General features: G+C 71.2%; 15 protein-coding genes. 4 read left to right on the top strand and 11 right to left on the bottom strand.

Annotation, left to right across the window (positions count from 1 at the left end):
- Positions 1 to 100: 100 nt before the first annotated feature.
- Entirely contained in the window at positions 101 to 391 is a 291-nt protein-coding gene (locus DT019_RS33295; protein WP_189390144.1) for a hypothetical protein, read from the bottom strand.
- A gap of 111 nt (positions 392 to 502) precedes the next feature.
- On the opposite strand from DT019_RS33295, the gene DT019_RS33290 reads away from it, so the two are divergent.
- Both DT019_RS33290 and DT019_RS33285 read left to right on the top strand, forming a co-directional pair.
- Positions 503 to 1,693 carry a pyridoxal phosphate-dependent aminotransferase gene (locus DT019_RS33290; protein ID WP_114040709.1) on the top strand — a complete coding sequence of 397 codons (1,191 nt, stop codon included), beginning with the start codon at positions 503 to 505 and terminating at the stop codon, positions 1,691 to 1,693.
- 197 nt (positions 1,694 to 1,890) lie between these two features.
- Complete coding sequence (locus DT019_RS33285) at positions 1,891 to 3,018, top strand: hypothetical protein (RefSeq protein WP_223279879.1); 1,128 nt, start codon at positions 1,891 to 1,893, stop codon at positions 3,016 to 3,018.
- 13 nt (positions 3,019 to 3,031) lie between these two features.
- Here DT019_RS33285 and DT019_RS33280 read toward each other — a convergent pair whose 3' ends face one another.
- Both DT019_RS33280 and clpB read right to left on the bottom strand, forming a co-directional pair.
- Positions 3,032 to 3,577 (bottom strand): YbjN domain-containing protein, encoded by a 546-nt coding sequence (locus DT019_RS33280; protein WP_114040708.1) that lies wholly within the window; start codon positions 3,575 to 3,577, stop codon positions 3,032 to 3,034.
- A gap of 130 nt (positions 3,578 to 3,707) precedes the next feature.
- The gene (gene clpB / locus DT019_RS33275) at positions 3,708 to 6,314 is read right to left on the bottom strand and encodes an ATP-dependent chaperone ClpB (protein ID WP_114040707.1); all 2,607 of its coding nucleotides are present in this window, start codon (positions 6,312 to 6,314) and stop codon (positions 3,708 to 3,710) included.
- Positions 6,315 to 6,444: 130 nt separating this feature from the next.
- Between clpB and DT019_RS33270 the strand changes: the two genes are divergently transcribed.
- Positions 6,445 to 6,858, top strand: coding sequence for a pyridoxamine 5'-phosphate oxidase family protein (locus DT019_RS33270; RefSeq protein WP_114040706.1), 414 nt, complete (start codon positions 6,445 to 6,447; stop codon positions 6,856 to 6,858).
- A 101-nt stretch (positions 6,859 to 6,959) separates the two neighbouring features.
- Here the strand turns inward: DT019_RS33270 and DT019_RS33265 are convergent, their stop codons facing one another.
- The gene (locus tag DT019_RS33265) at positions 6,960 to 7,292 is read right to left on the bottom strand and encodes a (2Fe-2S)-binding protein (protein WP_114040705.1); all 333 of its coding nucleotides are present in this window, start codon (positions 7,290 to 7,292) and stop codon (positions 6,960 to 6,962) included.
- Positions 7,293 to 7,632: 340 nt separating this feature from the next.
- Between DT019_RS33265 and DT019_RS33255 the strand changes: the two genes are divergently transcribed.
- On the top strand, positions 7,633 to 8,610 hold the full coding sequence (locus DT019_RS33255; protein WP_223279878.1) for a helix-turn-helix transcriptional regulator: 978 nt from the start codon (positions 7,633 to 7,635) through the stop codon (positions 8,608 to 8,610).
- 5 nt (positions 8,611 to 8,615) lie between these two features.
- Here DT019_RS33255 and DT019_RS33250 read toward each other — a convergent pair whose 3' ends face one another.
- The 7 genes from DT019_RS33250 to DT019_RS33220 all read right to left on the bottom strand — a co-directional run bounded on the left by DT019_RS33250 (position 8,616) and on the right by DT019_RS33220 (position 16,001).
- Positions 8,616 to 9,464: a helix-turn-helix transcriptional regulator gene (locus tag DT019_RS33250; RefSeq protein ID WP_114040703.1), complete on the bottom strand. Its 849-nt coding sequence runs from the start codon at positions 9,462 to 9,464 to the stop codon at positions 8,616 to 8,618.
- 114 nt (positions 9,465 to 9,578) lie between these two features.
- Positions 9,579 to 10,553 (bottom strand): LuxR C-terminal-related transcriptional regulator, encoded by a 975-nt coding sequence (locus tag DT019_RS33245; protein WP_114040702.1) that lies wholly within the window; start codon positions 10,551 to 10,553, stop codon positions 9,579 to 9,581.
- A 150-nt stretch (positions 10,554 to 10,703) separates the two neighbouring features.
- Entirely contained in the window at positions 10,704 to 11,171 is a 468-nt protein-coding gene (locus DT019_RS33240; RefSeq protein ID WP_114040701.1) for a heat shock protein transcriptional repressor HspR, read from the bottom strand.
- Between the two features lies 1 nt (position 11,172).
- Positions 11,173 to 12,354: a molecular chaperone DnaJ gene (gene dnaJ / locus DT019_RS33235; protein WP_114040700.1), complete on the bottom strand. Its 1,182-nt coding sequence runs from the start codon at positions 12,352 to 12,354 to the stop codon at positions 11,173 to 11,175.
- 45 nt (positions 12,355 to 12,399) lie between these two features.
- Positions 12,400 to 13,035: a nucleotide exchange factor GrpE gene (gene grpE / locus DT019_RS33230; RefSeq protein ID WP_114040699.1), complete on the bottom strand. Its 636-nt coding sequence runs from the start codon at positions 13,033 to 13,035 to the stop codon at positions 12,400 to 12,402.
- Entirely contained in the window at positions 13,035 to 14,900 is a 1,866-nt protein-coding gene (gene dnaK, locus DT019_RS33225; protein WP_114040698.1) for a molecular chaperone DnaK, read from the bottom strand. The genes grpE and dnaK overlap by 1 nt, the downstream gene beginning before the upstream one ends.
- Positions 14,901 to 15,221: 321 nt before the next feature.
- On the bottom strand, positions 15,222 to 16,001 hold the full coding sequence (locus tag DT019_RS33220) for an FkbM family methyltransferase (RefSeq protein WP_189390142.1): 780 nt from the start codon (positions 15,999 to 16,001) through the stop codon (positions 15,222 to 15,224).
- Position 16,002: the final 1 nt, after the last annotated feature.

Raw genomic sequence — 16,002 nt, 5'->3', positions numbered from 1 at the left:
CGACCGCCCGCGATCCGGCCGACCCGCCGGACCGGGCGCGAACTCCGCCTGGCGTGCGTGGAGTTCGCGGTCTGGTACGCCCGCGGTTCGCGGCGGGCGCTCAGCTGGAGCCGCAGCCTCCGCCGCCGCAGGAGGAGTGGCCGCCCCCGCACGAATGGCCGCCCCCGCACGAGTGGTGGCCGCCGCCGTGATGGCCGCCGTGGTGACCGCCGCTCGACCCGCCCCCGCCGTCCGATCCCCCGGCCCACCAGCTGGCGGAGCCCCCGGCGGCGGACGACGAGCCCGACCGGCGGCGCGCCGCCATGCCCTTGCGACGGCGCCGCGCCGCCGGACTGACCGCGATGATCAGCAGCACCAGAGCGAGGATCCCCATCTCGATCGCGATGTCCATTCCCCCACCGTCCTCTCGGCCGCGGTCCCCCGTTGTCCCGCGTGGAGGGGGGATGCCCCCGGCGGTCCGGCGCCAAAGCACACTTGAGCAACTCCAGAGGTTGCCCGCAGGATGGCCGTCATGACCTCCAGCGCGCGCCCCCTCCTCAACCGCCGCCTCGCCGACTTCGGGACGACGATCTTCGCCGAGATGTCCGCCCTCGCCCAGCGGACCGCGTCCATCAACCTCGGCCAGGGCTTCCCCGACACCGACGGCCCCGAGGCCGTACGGGAGGCGGCGGTCCGCGCGCTGCGCGAGGGCCACGGCAACCAGTACCCGCCCGGCCCCGGCGTCCCCGAACTGCGCACCGCGATCGCCGAGCACCAGCGGCGCCGCTACGGCCTCTCCTACGACCCCGACAGCGAGGTCCTGGTCACCGCGGGCGCCACCGAGGCGATCGCCGCCTCCCTGCTCGCGCTGCTCGAACCCGGCGACGAGGTCATCGCCCTGGAGCCGTACTACGACTCGTACGCCGCCTGCATCGCGATGGCGGGGGCCGCCCGGGTCCCGGTCACCCTGCGCGCCGGTGACGGGCGCTTCGTCCTCGACCTCGACGAGCTGCGCGCCGCCGTCACCCCCCGCACCCGGCTGATCCTCCTCAACACCCCGCACAACCCGACCGGCACGGTCCTGACCCGCGCCGAGCTCGCTGCCGTCGCCGAACTCGCCTGCGAGCGCGACCTGTTGGTGGTCACCGACGAGGTGTACGAGCACCTCGTCTTCGACGGCGCCGAGCACATCCCGCTCGCCTCCTTCCCCGGCATGCGCGAGCGCACGGTCACCATCGGCTCGGCGGGCAAGACGTTCTCGTTCACGGGCTGGAAGGTCGGCTGGGTGACGGCCGCCCCCGCGCTCGTGGCGGCGGTCCGCTCGGCCAAGCAGTTCCTGACGTACGTGGCGTCGGGTCCCTTCCAGTACGCGGTGGCCGAGGCGCTGCGGCTGCCGGACTCCTACTTCGCCGACTTCCGCGCCGACCACCTCGCCAAGCGGGACCTGCTGAGCGCGGGTCTCGCGGCGGCCGGGTTCGAGGTGTTCCGCCCGGCCGGGACGTACTTCGTGACCACCGACATCCGTCCGCTGGGCGAGAGCGACGGCTTCGCGTTCTGCCGGGCGCTGCCCGAGCGCTGCGGCGTCGTGGCGATCCCCAACGCCGTCTTCTACGACCACCGCGACGAGGGCGCCCCCTTCGTCCGCTTCGCCTTCTGCAAGCAGACCTCGGTGCTCGAAGAGGCGGTCGCCCGCCTCAAGGCGCTGGCCGGGTAGCTCACGGCCTCCCCCGCTGTCACGGCGACACGCGCGGGCGCCGCCGGGCGGGCGGAGTTCTACCCGGTCGGGGGCCCAGCGGTCGCGGGCGGCGGGTTCCGCGCTGATGGTCGGTCTGACCGACCATCAGCGCCCGGAGGTGCCCCCTGTCCGCCGAGATCACCGCCCCCGCCCGCGGCAGCCGGGTCGGCGGCATCGTGAGTGCCCCGCTCCACACGGGCACCCTGCGCCGGGCGGCCCCGGCGCTCGGCCTGTTCGCCGCCGCGCGGCTGACCGGATTCCTGCTGATGGCGGCCGCGGCCTGGCACCGGGGGCTTTCGCCGCGGGTCCGGCTCGCCACCTCCTGGGACGCCGACTGGTACACCCGGATCGCGGCCCACGGCTACGGCCGCACCCTGTTCTGGCCGGACGGCTCGGTCCAGAGCGACCTGGCGTTCTTCCCGTTCTACCCGGGCCTGATCCGCGCCGTGACGACGGTGCTGCCCGTCACCGGCGGCACCGCGGGGCTGCTCGTGTCCTGGACGGCGGCGGCCCTGGCGGCCGGGGGGATCTACCTGATCGGGGAGCGCCTGTACGGCCGGCCGGTGGGCACCCTGCTGGTGCTGCTGTGGGGCCTGCTGCCGCACGCGGTCGTGCTGACGATGGCGTACACCGAGCCCGTCATGACGGCGCTGGCGGCCTGGTCGCTGTGGGCGGTCCTGGAGCGCCGCTGGCTGTGGGCGGGCTCGCTCGCGCTGCTCGCCGGGCTCTCCCGGCCGAACGCCGTCGCGGTGGCCGCGGCCGTGCTGGTGGCGGCGGGACACGCGATCCGGCAGGGCGAGGGGCGGTCCTGGCGGGTGTGGGCGGGCGCGCTGCTCGCGCCGCTGGGCTGGTGCGGGTACGTCCTGTGGGTGGGGGTGCGCGAGGGCGATCCGTTCGGGGGCTACTTCTCGGTGCAGGCCGGGTGGACCTCCCGGTTCGACTTCGGCGCGGGCTGGCCGCACTTCCTCGAGCGGATGGCGCTGACCCCCTACGACCTGGGGTTCACGATGGCCGCGCTGCTGACCGCGGTGATGGTCGTGCTGTTCGTGCTGTTCGCCCTGGACCGGCCGGCGCTGCCGCTGCTCGTCTACACGGCCGTCCTGGTCCTCATCGCCCTCGGCGGGTCGGGCTTCTTCGAGTCGAAGCCGCGCTTCCTGCTGCCCGCGTTCCCGCTCCTGATCCCGGTCGCCCTCGCACTGACGAGAGCCCGGCCCCGGGCGGCGATCACGGTGACCGCCGCCCTGGCCGGGCTCTCGTTCTGCTACGGGGCCTATCTGCTGACGCTGGCCACCATGGCGCTGTGAATCCCCGGGGGGCTCACTCGGAGTCGGACTCGCCGGACTCGTCGCCCTCGTCACCGTCGACGTCCTTCTCCAGGCCGAGCTGCTCCAGGAGCCACTTGTCGAACTCGATCGAGGCGCGCACCCAGCTCACCACGGAGGACACGAAGTGCTCCAGGGCGACGCCCGTGCCGATCAGCATCTGCGCTTCGCCGATGAGGCGGACGGTGCCGTCGTCGTGGGTGTGCGTGTAGACCTTGGGCCACAGGGTGCGGCGGTTCCAGTCGTCGATCGACTCCAGGATCTGGACCTTGTCGTCGATGCTGTGCGGCCGGTCGTAGAACGTCCGCACCGAGAAGACCTGCTGGTCGTCCTCGCCGCGGAACATGAAGTACGTACGGAAATCCTCCCACGGCGCGGCGAGGTCGCCCTCGTCGTCCACGACGTACTTGAGCTCCATCTGGTCCAGGAGCTGCTTGACCAGATCCTGGTCGGGGACCACGGGCCCGGCGGGGGCGCCGCCAGGCTGCGGACCGGCGGGCTGAGCCCCGAAATTCGGAATCGAGGACGGGTCGATGCTCATCGTGAATCTTCCTTCGTACGGTTCCGGTCATCCTCCCCCATGCCGGGGCAGGACTGGCAACCCCCGCCCCCGGGTATCCGCTGCGGGCTGACCGAATCGGCCGATGTGCCCGGGGGTGGCGGGATCGGCCCTACCGCGCGGCCCCCACGATCAGCCCCTCCCCGAATCGGTCGACCCGAACCGTGTCTCCGTCGGTCACTTCGCCCGCCAGGATCTCCTTGGCGAGCCGGTCACCGATGGCGGTCTGGATCAGGCGGCGCAGCGGGCGCGCTCCGTAGGCCGGGTCGTTGCCCTCGTCCGCGAGCCATTCCAGGGCCTCGGGGGTGACGTCCAGGGTGAGCCGGCGGTCGGCCAGGCGCTTGGCGAGGCGGCCGATCTGGAGCCCGGCGATGTGGGACAGCTCGTCCTTGGTGAGGGCGGAGAAGACCACCAGGTCGTCGAGCCGGTTGAGGAATTCCGGTTTGAAGGAGGCCCGCACCACGTCCAGGACCTGCCGCTTCTTCTCCTCGGCGCTGGTCGACGGCTCGACCAGGTACTGGCTGCCGAGGTTGGAGGTGAGGATCAGGATGGTGTTGCGGAAGTCGACCGTGCGGCCCTGCCCGTCGGTCAGGCGGCCGTCGTCGAGGACTTGGAGCAGGATGTCGAAGACCTCGGGGTGGGCCTTCTCCACCTCGTCCAGGAGGACGACGCTGTAGGGGCGGCGGCGCACGGCCTCGGTGAGCTGGCCGCCCTCCTCGTAGCCGACGTAGCCGGGAGGCGCGCCGACCAGGCGGGCCACCGAGTGCTTCTCGCTGTACTCCGACATGTCGATGCGGACCATGGCCCGCTCGTCGTCGAAGAGGAAGTCGGCGAGCGCCTTGGCGAGCTCCGTCTTGCCCACGCCCGTCGGGCCCAGGAAGAGGAACGAGCCGGTCGGCCGGTCGGGGTCGGCGATGCCGGCCCGGGTGCGGCGCACCGCGTCCGAGACCGCGCGTACCGCCTCGGACTGGCCGATCAGGCGCTTGCCCAGCTCGGCCTCCATGCGAAGGAGCTTCTGCGTCTCGCCTTCGAGCAGCCGCCCGGCGGGGATGCCGGTCCAGGCGCCGACCACGTCCGCGATGTCGTCGGGGCCGACCTCCTCCTTGACCATGCTGCTTTTGCTGTCACCGGTCTTGGACTTCTCCTGCTCGGCCTCGGCCTCGGCGGCCTCCTCCAACTCCCGCTCCAGACCCGGGATTTCGCCGTACAGGAGCTTGGAGGCGGTGTCGAAGTCGCCGTCGCGCTGGGCGCGTTCGGCCTGGCCGCGCAGCTCGTCCAGCTTCTCCTTCAGTTCACCGACCCGGTTGAGGCCCTGCTTCTCCTTCTCCCAGCGGGCGGTCAGGCCGCGCAGCTCCTCCTCCTTGTCGGCGAGGTCCTTGCGGAGCTTGTCGAGACGCTGCACCGAGCCGGCGTCGGTCTCGTTCTTCAGCGCCAGCTCCTCCATGCGCAACCGGTCGACGGCGCGCTGGAGTTCGTCGATCTCGACCGGCGAGGAGTCGATCTCCATCCGCAGCCGGGAGGCCGCCTCGTCGACGAGGTCGATCGCCTTGTCGGGCAGGAAGCGGGAGGTGATGTACCGGTCGGAGAGGGTGGCGGCCGCGACCAGCGCGCTGTCCGCGATCTGCACCTTGTGGTGCGCCTCGTACCGGCCCTTGAGTCCGCGCAGGATCGCGATGGTGTCCTCGACGCTCGGCTCCGCGACAAGCACCTGCTGGAAGCGGCGCTCCAGGGCCGGGTCCTTCTCGATGCGCTCGCGGTACTCGTCGAGGGTCGTGGCGCCGACCATGCGCAGCTCGCCGCGCGCCAGCATGGGCTTGAGCATGTTGCCCGCGTCCATCGCGGAGTCGCCGCCGGCGCCCGCGCCGACGACGGTGTGCAGCTCGTCGATGAAGGTGATGATCTGGCCGTCGCTCTCCTTGATCTCGGAGAGGACGGTCTTGAGGCGCTCCTCGAACTCGCCGCGGTACTTCGCACCCGCGACCATCGCGCCGAGGTCGAGCGAGACCAGCCGCTTGTTCTTCAGCGACTCCGGTACGTCGCCCTTCACGATGCGCTGGGCGAGGCCCTCGACGACGGCGGTCTTGCCGACGCCGGGCTCACCGATGAGCACCGGGTTGTTCTTGGTGCGCCGGGACAGCACCTGCACGACCCGGCGGATCTCCTGGTCCCGGCCGATGACCGGGTCGAGCTTGCCCTCGCGGGCGGCCGCCGTGAAGTCCGTACCGAACTTCTCCAGCGCCTTGTACTGACCCTCCGGGTCGGGTGTGGTCACCCGGCGCCCTCCCCTGCTCGTCTCGAACGCCTCAAGGAGCTTCTTCGCGCTCGCCCCCTGCTGGGAGAGGATCTCACCGGCCTGTCCGCCCTTGGCCGCCAGGCCGATGAGCAGGTGCTCGGTGGAGAGGTAGTCGTCGCCCAGCTCCTTGGCGCGCTGCGAGGCGTCCGCGATGACGGCGAGCAGTTCGCGGTTGGGCTGGGGCGGGGCCACGGTGGAACCGGTCACGCTGGGGAGCGCGGCGAGGATCCGCTCGGCGCCGGAGCGCACGGCGGCCTGGTCGGCGTCCACGGCGGCCAGCAGGTCGACGATGTTCTCGTTGTCCTGGCCCTCCAGGAGCGCGAGCAGCAGATGCGCGGGGGTCAGATCCGGGTGGCCCCCGGCGACGGCCCGGTTGCTTGCTGCGTTGATCGCGTCCCGGCTCTTGTTCGTCAGCTCGGCATCCACGTGCGTTCGCTCCTCCTCGTCGTTCGACTGGGCATGGCTCTGCCGCCTATGACCCTTCCAACGTACACAAAGTTGAGCCTATTCCGCTCAAGGTGAGCCGAAGGAAAGACGGCCGCTAGATTTCCGGACCATGGCCACCGACGTACACCATCCCGACAGCGCCTATCTCAGCTTCTGGCGGGAGCGCCACCTCTGCACCTTGACCACGCCCCGGCCGGACGGCTCGCCGCACGTGGCGCCGGTGGGGGTGACGTACGACCCGGAGGCGGGGCTCGCCCGCGTCATCTGCAACCGCAGGAGCCGAAAAGTCGCCAACATTGTGGCCGCGGTCGCGGCGGACCCGGCGGGCGCGCGGGTCGCGGTCTGCCAGCTGGAGGGCAGGCGCTGGGCGACGCTGGAGGGGCGTGCGGTGGTGCGCACGGAGCCCGAGCTGATCGCGGACGCGGTGGAGCGCTACGCGGAGCGCTACCAGCGGACCCCGGCCCCGAACCCGGACCGGGTACTCATCGAGATCAGGCTGACCAGGGCGATGGGCAACACCTGATCCGTACCCGGACAGCACAGCGGCGCCACCGTGTTCAGGTCCACGATGGCGCCGCTGTGTGGGGGAAGCGCCTGCGCGATGTACAACGACGGGGGATCGCGTCAGGCACTGCGGGGGGTGGCGGTGGATGAATCGGGTTGGGCCTCCGACTCGAAAAGCTGGTGGTCACGTTGGTCGAGGTTCACGAAGACCATGCCGTACCGGACCACGCAGCGGATGGGCTGCGGTGCCCCGCGCGGCCGGCGCAGGCACCGGTAGGCACGGACGTCCTCGTCGTCCTCACGGGCGATCAGGATCGGCTCACCGAGCAGGGTGACCGTCAACGAATCGCCACGATGCGGAACTGCCGTGGCGAGGTCGATGAAATGCCACCCCGAGCGGTAGGCCGTGGCCATTTCGCGCCGGAAGGTGCGGTCGTCGGGCGGAAAGCTCATGCGACAGCACCCGCAGGAGCGGACTCCCAGGTGAGGTCCGCGCCCATCGCCACGGTCCTCGGCGCGATCTCCCAGGTGACGTCCAGGGCGGTCGCTGATCCGGAGTTCGCGGGGTGGGTCTCCCAAGTGGGGTCCCAAGGCGCCGAGAGAGCGCAGAGAGCAGCCGCCACAACGGCTGTCGTGCTTAGTGCTCGAACCATCCTGCTCATGGCCGATCTCCACCTCTTTTGATCATTACCTCCCCCCGCGGATACGACGATGGCCCACTCCGGCCACTTGCACCAGCGCAGCCAGGCATCATGTTCCTGTAATTCAAAAGGATGAGGGGGGTGCAACTAGGTTGAAACAGGGGCATATAGGACACGATCACGGCCCGGTTGATCTGTGCGAGACAGGAACGGCTCTGTACGCCCTTGCCCTGCGTACAGGCGGGATTACCCGCTCAGAGGCCGACGCCGCCCCGTGCCTGGTCGACCTCACCCTGCTGCGCCCCGATCCCGACGACGCCCAGCTGCTGCGCCCGGTTCCGCCCACGGTGGTGCTCAACCTGCTGACCCAGCCGCTGGAACGCGAGATCCAGGAACGCAGAAACCTCTCGGTCGCCCTCGCCGACACCTTCGAGCCGTTCATGTCGATCGCCACCCCCGCGACCACCGGCACGCACGCGATCACCGTCCTCGAAGGCCTGGAGCTCATCAACGCGACGCTCGACCGCGTCATCAACGAGTGCACCGAGGAACTGCTCGTCATCCAGCCCGGCAGCGGGCGCAGGCCCGAGAGCTTCGAGGCGGGACTGCGCCGCATCGAGCCGCTGATCGCCCGCGGCGTCGAGATGCGCACCCTCTACCAGCACACCGCCCGCCACCACTCCGCCACCATCGGCTACGTGGAGCGGATCGCGCCGTACGGTCTGGAGGTGCGGACCCTGGAGGAGATCATCGACCGCCTCATCATCATGGACCGCAAGATCGCCTTCATCCCCGCGCGCAGCGACCGCCAAGTCGCCCTGGAACTGCGCCACGAGGGGCTCGTGCAGTACCTGGTGGGTGTCTTCGACCAGTTCTGGCAGTACGCCGTCCCCTGGGACGACGAGGTGCCCTACCACCTGGAGACGGCCGGCATCACCGGCGTCCAGCGCTCCATCGCCAAGCTCCTGGTGGAGGGCCACGTGGACGAGGCCATCGCCCGCCGCCTCGGCATGAACGTACGCACCTGCCGCGCGCACATCGCCAAGCTGGCGGCCGCCCTCGGCAGCGGCAGCCGGGCCCAACTCGGCTTCCTCATCGCGCAGTCCGGCATCCTCGACCAGGACGCCTGAGGCCGTCACCGCGGGGCGCCGGGGTGCGGGGGACCGCCGAGCCCGGCCCGGGCGATGCGCACGCCGAGCTGGGCCCTGCTGGAGCTGCCGAGCGCCTCGGCGAGACGGCCGATGTGATGGCGGCAGGTGCGCACGCTGATGCCGAGCCGCTGGGCGACGACCGCGTCCTGGTGGCCCTCGGCGAGCAGTGCCGCGATGACCCGCTCGCGGTGGGTGATGCCGCTGATGCCGGTCGCCGCCGGCACCGGATCGGCGAGCGGGACGGCCCGGCTCCACAGCGACTCGAAGACGGTCACCAGATGGCCGACGAGGGCGGGTTGGCGCAGTTCGAGGGCGCTGGTGCGCTCGGGGTTGGCGGGCAGGAACGCCACCGCCCGGTCGAAGATCATCATGCGGTCGGGGACCTCGTCCAGGGTGCGCACCTCGGCGCCGTCGCCCAGCCGCTCCAGATAGGCGTTCAGGGCGTGCCCGTAGCGGGCCACGTGCGTGTACAGGGTGCGCATCCGGGCACCGCGGGCCACCAGCGCCGGGTCGCGCGTCGAGGCGTGCGCCAGGATGCTGGGCGAGCGGATCCCGTTGGGCTGCACGGTCAGCATCTCGGTGCTGCACAGGGCCGACGCCCGGGCGATGGCCGCGTCGATCCGCTCGAAGCCGTCCAGGACCCGGACGGCCGCGCAGGGCTCGGCGGCGGGCAGGCCGATCGACGCGTACCGCTCGAAGGCCTCCGCGACCGCGCCCGCGCGGCGCTCCGCCTCGGCGAGGCCGTCGTGGATGCCGCGCACGAGCAGAGCCACGGCCGCGGCGTCCACCTCGCCGCTTCCCGGCCCCGCGTCCCCGTGAGGTGAGCTGCTCATACTGAACACCACGATGCATCCGGAGCCGCCGGGCCACCACCATCATGTTGCTGCACTGCATCAACTGGAGGTGGATTAAAGCTTGACATGTCCCGATGTCGAGCCCGCCCCGGACTACCGGGGGTGCGCGTCCAGGCCCGACTGCGCGATGCGCACGCCGAGTTGGGTGCGGCTCGAACTGCCCAGCACGTCGGCGAGGCGGCTGATGTGGTGGCGGCAGGTGCGCACGCTGATGCCGAGCCGCTGGGCTATCACCGCGTCCTGGTGGCCCTCCGCGAGCAGCGCCGCGATGACCCGCTCGCGATGCGTGACGCCCTCGATGTCGGTGGCGGCCGGCACCGACTCGTTCATCGGCACCGCGAGCCGCCACAGCCGCTCGAAGACGGTGGCCAGGTACTCCACCAGCGCCGGGTGCCGCAGCTCAAGGGCGCTGCTGTCGTCCGCGGCGGCCGGGATGATCGCCACCGTACGGTCGAACAGGAGCAGCCGGTCGGTGACCTCGTCCAGGGTGCGCACCTCGACCGCGTGGCCCTCCAGTTGCCGGAGGTAGTCGGTGAGGCCGGTGCCGTAGCGGGCGACGTGCGTGTACAGGGTGCGCATCCGCACCCCGCGTCCCACCATGTCCAGGGCCCGCGGCAGCGCCTGCGACAGGATGTGCTCGGGGCGGATGCCGCGCGGCTGGATGGTGAGCGCCTCGGTGGCGCAGCCGGCGATGGCGTCGTCGATGGCCGCGTTGATGCGGGGGATGCCGTCCAGGACGCGGATGGCCTCGGTGCCGGCCGACGCGGGCGCGTCCAGCGCGGCGAAGCGCTCGAACGCCGCCGCCACCACGCCCGTCCGGGCCTGGCTCGCCGCGATGTCCTCGTGGATGCCGCGCAGCAGCCGCGCCATCACCGTCTGGGGCGAGGTCGGAAGCAGCCACTGGAGGGCGCCCGGGTCCGGGTGCAGCAGCCCCAGGTCGATCAGGCAGGTGGCGTCGCCCGCGGCCTCCCGCGCGATGCGCCCGGCCCGCAGCGCGTCCGCGTACGCCCGTTCCCCGGCCGGACACAGCCGGTCCGCGCCGTGCGGATGCGCCACCTGCTCAGACATCCTCTCCCCCGCCTCCCTGCGACCGAGCCCGATGACCATATCCCCATCGGGACCCCGCTTCACGGAGATCACCGGGCGCGCGAAGGCCCGCCGCCCCGGAAGGGGACGGCGGGCCTTCTCGCGCGCGTACGGGGGCCGGGGCCAACCGCCTTACTCCGACGGTCTCTTGGGCCGCCAGACGACCAGCGCGCCGGCCTGCTGCACGTCCTGGTACGGGACCAGGTCCCGGCGGTAGGAGGCGTGCACCTGGGCCTCGCGCTGCCGCATGGCGACGGCCGCGCCCTCGACCGCCGAGGACAGCTCGGCGACCCGGGCCTGGAGCGCGGCGACCTGGTTCTCCAGCTCGATGATGCGCTTGATGCCCGCCAGGTTGATGCCCTCGTTCTGTGACAACTGCTGCACCGTACGCAGCAGTTCGATGTCGCGGGCCGAGTACCGCCGGCCGCGCCCGGCCGTGCGGTCGGGCGAGACCAGGCCGAGGCGGTCGTACTGGCGCAGGGTCTGCGGATGCAGACCGGAGAGCTGGGCCGCCACCGAGATGACGTACACCGGCGTCTCGTCGGTCAACTCGTACGCCCGGCCCCCGAACGGGGGCTGCCGACGCTGGCGGGGGTCCATCTCATGCTCCCTTCGCGGCCTGGAACAGCTCTGCCCGCGGGTCCTCGCCCGCGGTCGCCTCACGGAAGGTCTCCAAGGCCTCGCGGGCCTTGTCGTCCAGCTCCTTCGGCACGGTCACCTCGACCGTGACGAGCAGGTCGCCCCGGGTGCCGTCCTTGCGGACCGCGCCCTTGCCCCGGGCCCGCATCGTACGGCCGTTGGGGGTGCCCGCGGGCAGTTTCAGGGTGACCGGTGGACCGCTGAGCGTGGGCACCTTGACCTCGGCGCCGAGCGCGGCCTCCGCGAAGGTGACCGGCACCGTGACGGTGAGGTTGTCGTCCTTGCGGCCGAAGACCGGGTGCGTGTCCACGTGGACGACCACGTACAAGTCGCCCGCGGGGCCGCCCCGTTCACCGGGAGCGCCCTTGCCGCGAAGCCGGATGCGCTGGTTGTTGCTGACCCCGGCCGGGATGCGGACCTGCATGGTGCGCGAGGAGCGGGCCCGCCCGCTGCCCTTGCAGATGTCGCACGGGTTCTCGGCGATCAGGCCGCGGCCCTTGCAGTCCACGCACGGGTCGGTCAGCGAGAAGCCGCCGCCCGAGCCGCGCGAGACCTGGCCGGTGCCGACGCAGGTCGGGCACACCCGGGGCGTGCCGTTCTTGTCGCCGGTGCCCGAACAGGCCTTGCAGGGGGACTGGCTGGACAGCCGGATCGGGACGGTGGCCCCGTCGACCGCCTCGGTGAAGCTGAGCGTCACCTCGGACTCCAGGTCCTGCCCCCGGCGCGGCTGGGTGCGCGTGCCCGCGCCCGCGCCGCCCCGGTTGAACAGGCCGCCGAACACGTCCCCGAGGCCGCCCCCGAAACCGCCGGCTCCCGCGCCGCCGGGCTGCTGCCCGCCGAACAGGTCGCCCAGGTCGAAGTTGAAGCTGCCGCCCCCGGCACCCGGACCGGCCCGGAAGCCGCCGCTGCCGAACAGGGCGCGCGCCTCGTCGTACTCCTTGCGCTTCTTGGGGTCGCCGAGGATGTCATTGGCCTCGGAGATCTCCTTGAAGCGCTCCTCCGCCTTGGCGTCGCCCTTGTTGGCGTCGGGGTGGTTCTCCCGCGCCAGCTTGCGGTACGCCTTCTTGATCTCCGCGTCGGTGGCGTCCTTGGGGACGCCGAGAACCTTGTAGTAGTCCTTCTCGACGAAGTCCTTCGTGTTCATCGACGTCCCTCCTTCCGGACGATCACTTCTTCAATGACCGCTGCGTCAGCCCTTGTCGGGGCCACCGCTCTCCTCGTCGCTCGACTTCTCTTCCTTGGCCGCGCCCGGCTGGGGCTCGGCCACCGCGACCCGCGCGGGGCGGATCGTACGCTCGCCGATCTTGTAACCCGGCTGCAGGATCGCTACACAGGTCGTCTCGGTGACGTCCGGCGCGTAGCTGTGCATCAGGGCCTCGTGGACCGTCGGGTCGAAGGGCTCGCCCTCCTTGCCGAACTGCTGCAGGCCCATCTTCGCGGCGACCGTCTCCAGGGACTCGGCCACCGACTTGAAGCCGCCGGTCAGCTCGCCGTGTTCCCGGGCCCGGCCGATGTCGTCGAGCACGGGCAGCAGCTCGGTCAGGAGGCCGGCGACGGCGATCTCCTTGACCGTGACGCGGTCCCGCTCCACGCGGCGGCGGTAGTTCTGGTACTCGGCCTGGAGGCGCTGGAGGTCCGTGGTGCGCTCGGTGAGCGCCGTCTGGGCCTGGTCCAGCTGAGCCTGCAGAGCGATGTCCTTGGCTGCGTCCCCGGCCGGGGCCGCCTTCCCCTCCTCGGAGGAGTCGGCGGCCTTCGGCTCGGCGTCTTCCTGAGCGCCGGAGGGGACGTCGGGCTTCTCCTCGAAGCCCGGGGTCTCCTCCGTCATCAGGCGGCGCCACCCTTCGTGTCGTGCGGCTTCTCGTCGTCGACGATCTCGGCGTCGACCACGTCGTCCTCCTTGCCACCGGGCTGGGCCTGCTGGGCGCCCTCGGCACCCGCGGCCGCACCCTGCGCGGCCTGGGCGTCGGCGTACATGGCCTGGCCCAGCTTCTGCGAGACGGCGGCGACCTTCTCGGTGGCGGTGCGGATCTCCGCCGAGTCCTCGCCCTTGAGCTTCTCCTTCAGCTCGGCGACGGCGGTCTCGACCTCGGTCTTCACGTCCGCCGGGACCTTGTCCTCGTTGTCCTTGAGGAACTTCTCGGTCTGGTAGACGAGCTGCTCGCCCTGGTTGCGGGACTCGGCGGCCTCACGGCGCGCGTGGTCCTCCTCGGCGTACTTCTCGGCCTCTTCGCGCATCCGGTTGACCTCGTCCTTCGGCAGCGAGGAGCCGCCGGTGACGGTCATCTTCTGCTCCTTGCCCGTGCCGAGGTCCTTCGCGGTCACGTGCATGATGCCGTTGGCGTCGATGTCGAAGGCGACCTCGATCTGCGGGACACCGCGCGGGGCCGGCGGCAGACCGGTCAGCTCGAACATCCCGAGCTTCTTGTTGTACGCCGCGATCTCGCGCTCGCCCTGGTAGACCTGGATCTGCACGGAGGGCTGGTTGTCCTCGGCCGTCGTGAAGATCTCGGAGCGCTTGGTCGGGATCGTGGTGTTGCGCTCGATGAGCTTGGTCATGATCCCTCCCTTGGTCTCGATGCCGAGGGACAGCGGGGTGACGTCGAGGAGCAGGACGTCCTTGACCTCGCCCTTGAGGACACCGGCCTGGAGGGCGGCGCCGATGGCGACGACCTCGTCCGGGTTGACGCCCTTGTTGGCCTCGTTGCCGCCGGTCAGCTCCTTGACGAGCTCGGCGACGGCCGGCATGCGGGTGGAGCCACCGACGAGAACGACGTGGTCGATCTCGGACAGGTTGATGCCCGCGTCCTTGATGACGTTGTGGAACGGCGTCTTGCAGCGCTCCAGGAGGTCGCTGGTCAGCTGCTGGAACTGGGCGCGCGTGAGCTTCTCGTCCAGGTGCAGCGGGCCCTCGGCGGACGCCGTGATGTAGGGCAGGTTGATCGAGGTCTCGGTGGACGAGGACAGCTCGATCTTGGCCTTCTCGGCGGCCTCGCGCAGGCGCTGGAGGGCCATCTTGTCCTTGGACAGGTCCACGCCGTGACCGGACTGGAACTGCTTCACCAGGTAGTCGACGACGCGCTGGTCCCAGTCGTCACCACCGAGGTGGTTGTCACCGTTGGTGGCCTTCACCTCGACGACGCCGTCGCCGATCTCCAGGAGGGACACGTCGAAGGTGCCGCCACCGAGGTCGAAGACGAGAATGGTCTGGTCGTCCTTGTCGAGACCGTAGGCCAGGGCGGCGGCCGTCGGCTCGTTGACAATACGCAGGACGTTGAGGCCCGCGATCTCGCCGGCCTCCTTGGTCGCCTGGCGCTCGGAGTCGTTGAAGTACGCCGGCACGGTGATGACCGCGTCGGTGACCTTCTCGCCGAGGTAGGCCTCCGCGTCGCGCTTCAGCTTCTGCAGGATGAAGGCGCTCATCTGCTGCGGGTTGAAGCTCTTGCCGTCGAGCTCGATCTTCCAGTCGGTGCCCATGTGGCGCTTGACCGACCGGATGGTCCTGTCGACGTTGGTGACCGCCTGACGCTTGGCGACCTCGCCGACCAGAACCTCGCCGTTCTTCGCGAAGGCGACGACGGACGGCGTGGTCCTGGCGCCCTCTGCGTTGGTGATGACGGTGGGCTCGCCGCCTTCAAGAACGCTGACGACGGAGTTAGTCGTGCCCAGGTCGATGCCGACCGCACGTGCCATTTCGATTCCTCCAACTGACTACTTGAGTGGAACTGACTCAAGGATGCATCATCCACCCCACCCGGTCAACAGAGCTGAGCCCCCCAGGCTCAACTTTTATACGCCCCTTAGCCCCCACCCCGCTGGGGCTCCGCCCCAGACCCCGTATCGCGCCTCAAGGGCGCTCGTCCTCAAACGCCGGACGGGCTGAAGTTGCCCATGCGGGCCAGCACGATGCCGCCAAGGGGCGCGGGGAACTGCGCGAGAAGCGGGCACGGTCCGCAGATCGAAGGGGGTTTGAGGGGCGCGGGGCCCCCTCACGACCCCGCATCGCGCGATTCGCTACGCAGGCGCGGCCTGAGCCGGAACCAGCTCCGAGGCCCCCAGGGGCTCCGCGGCATCCTCGCGCAACAGCACCAGCGCACACTGAAGCATCCGCCCCTCACGCGGATCGGTGAACCCCGGCTCCAGCGACATCAGGGTCAGCCCCAACCGCTCCCGGGCCAGCGCGAGCAGCTCGTCGAAGAGCCGCCCGCCCTCGAAGAGCGGCACCAGCGGCGCCCCGATCCGCACCCCGCAGATCTCGTCCGCCAACTCCCCCGCCCCGTCCAGGACTTGGGCCTCGTACCCCTGGACGTCCAGCGCGAGGAAGACCCGCTCGCCGGGGGCGGTGACCTGTTCCCACACCTCGTCCAGGCGCCGGGTCTCCACGATGACGTCGCCGGTGTACGCGGTGCGCGGGGCCGCCGCGCGGTGGCGGGGCAGCATCGGCAGGAAGGAGCTGGCGGGGCCCGCGTTGCCGGAGATGTTGAGGGGCGCGGTGCCGGTGCGGTCGCCGAGCGCGTACGGCAGCACGCTCCAGGTGTCGTCGAGCGCGGCGCGGTGGCGCAGTTCGGCGCGGGGCTCGCGCAAGGGCTCGAAGGAGACGATGCGGCCCCGGTAGCCCGCCTCGCGCAGCAGGGTGCCGAAGTCGCCGCGGTGCGCCCCGACGTCGAGGACGAGGTCGATCTCGTACCGGGCGAGCAGCCTGACCAGTTCGTGGCCGCCGGGGCGGTGGCGCACCACGTCGACACCGAGGCGGCGCACCGCGCGGCGCAGCCGGCGCAGGAGGGTGGTGATCACG

Origin of the sequence: Streptomyces sp. SDr-06 (assembly GCF_003324565.1) — a bacterium.
In the GTDB taxonomy this organism is placed as follows: Bacteria; Actinomycetota; Actinomycetes; order Streptomycetales; family Streptomycetaceae; genus Streptomyces.
This window is presented reverse-complemented; position numbering and strand designations above follow the sequence as displayed.

Bases quoted from the DNA above. Each gene is read 5' to 3' on its own strand.
- DT019_RS33295 (WP_189390144.1), bottom strand. From the start codon at position 391: ATGGACATCGCGATCGAGATGGGGATCCTCGCTCTGGTGCTGCTGATC.
- DT019_RS33290 (WP_114040709.1), top strand. From the start codon at position 503: ATGGCCGTCATGACCTCCAGCGCGCGCCCCCTCCTCAACCGCCGCCTC.
- DT019_RS33280 (WP_114040708.1), bottom strand. From the start codon at position 3,577: ATGAGCATCGACCCGTCCTCGATTCCGAATTTCGGGGCTCAGCCCGCC.
- DT019_RS33270 (WP_114040706.1), top strand. From the start codon at position 6,445: ATGGCCACCGACGTACACCATCCCGACAGCGCCTATCTCAGCTTCTGG.
- DT019_RS33265 (WP_114040705.1), bottom strand. From the start codon at position 7,292: ATGAGCTTTCCGCCCGACGACCGCACCTTCCGGCGCGAAATGGCCACG.
- DT019_RS33250 (WP_114040703.1), bottom strand. From the start codon at position 9,464: ATGAGCAGCTCACCTCACGGGGACGCGGGGCCGGGAAGCGGCGAGGTG.
- DT019_RS33245 (WP_114040702.1), bottom strand. From the start codon at position 10,553: ATGTCTGAGCAGGTGGCGCATCCGCACGGCGCGGACCGGCTGTGTCCG.
- DT019_RS33240 (WP_114040701.1), bottom strand. From the start codon at position 11,171: ATGGACCCCCGCCAGCGTCGGCAGCCCCCGTTCGGGGGCCGGGCGTAC.
- dnaJ (WP_114040700.1), bottom strand. From the start codon at position 12,354: ATGAACACGAAGGACTTCGTCGAGAAGGACTACTACAAGGTTCTCGGC.
- grpE (WP_114040699.1), bottom strand. From the start codon at position 13,035: ATGACGGAGGAGACCCCGGGCTTCGAGGAGAAGCCCGACGTCCCCTCC.
- dnaK (WP_114040698.1), bottom strand. From the start codon at position 14,900: ATGGCACGTGCGGTCGGCATCGACCTGGGCACGACTAACTCCGTCGTC.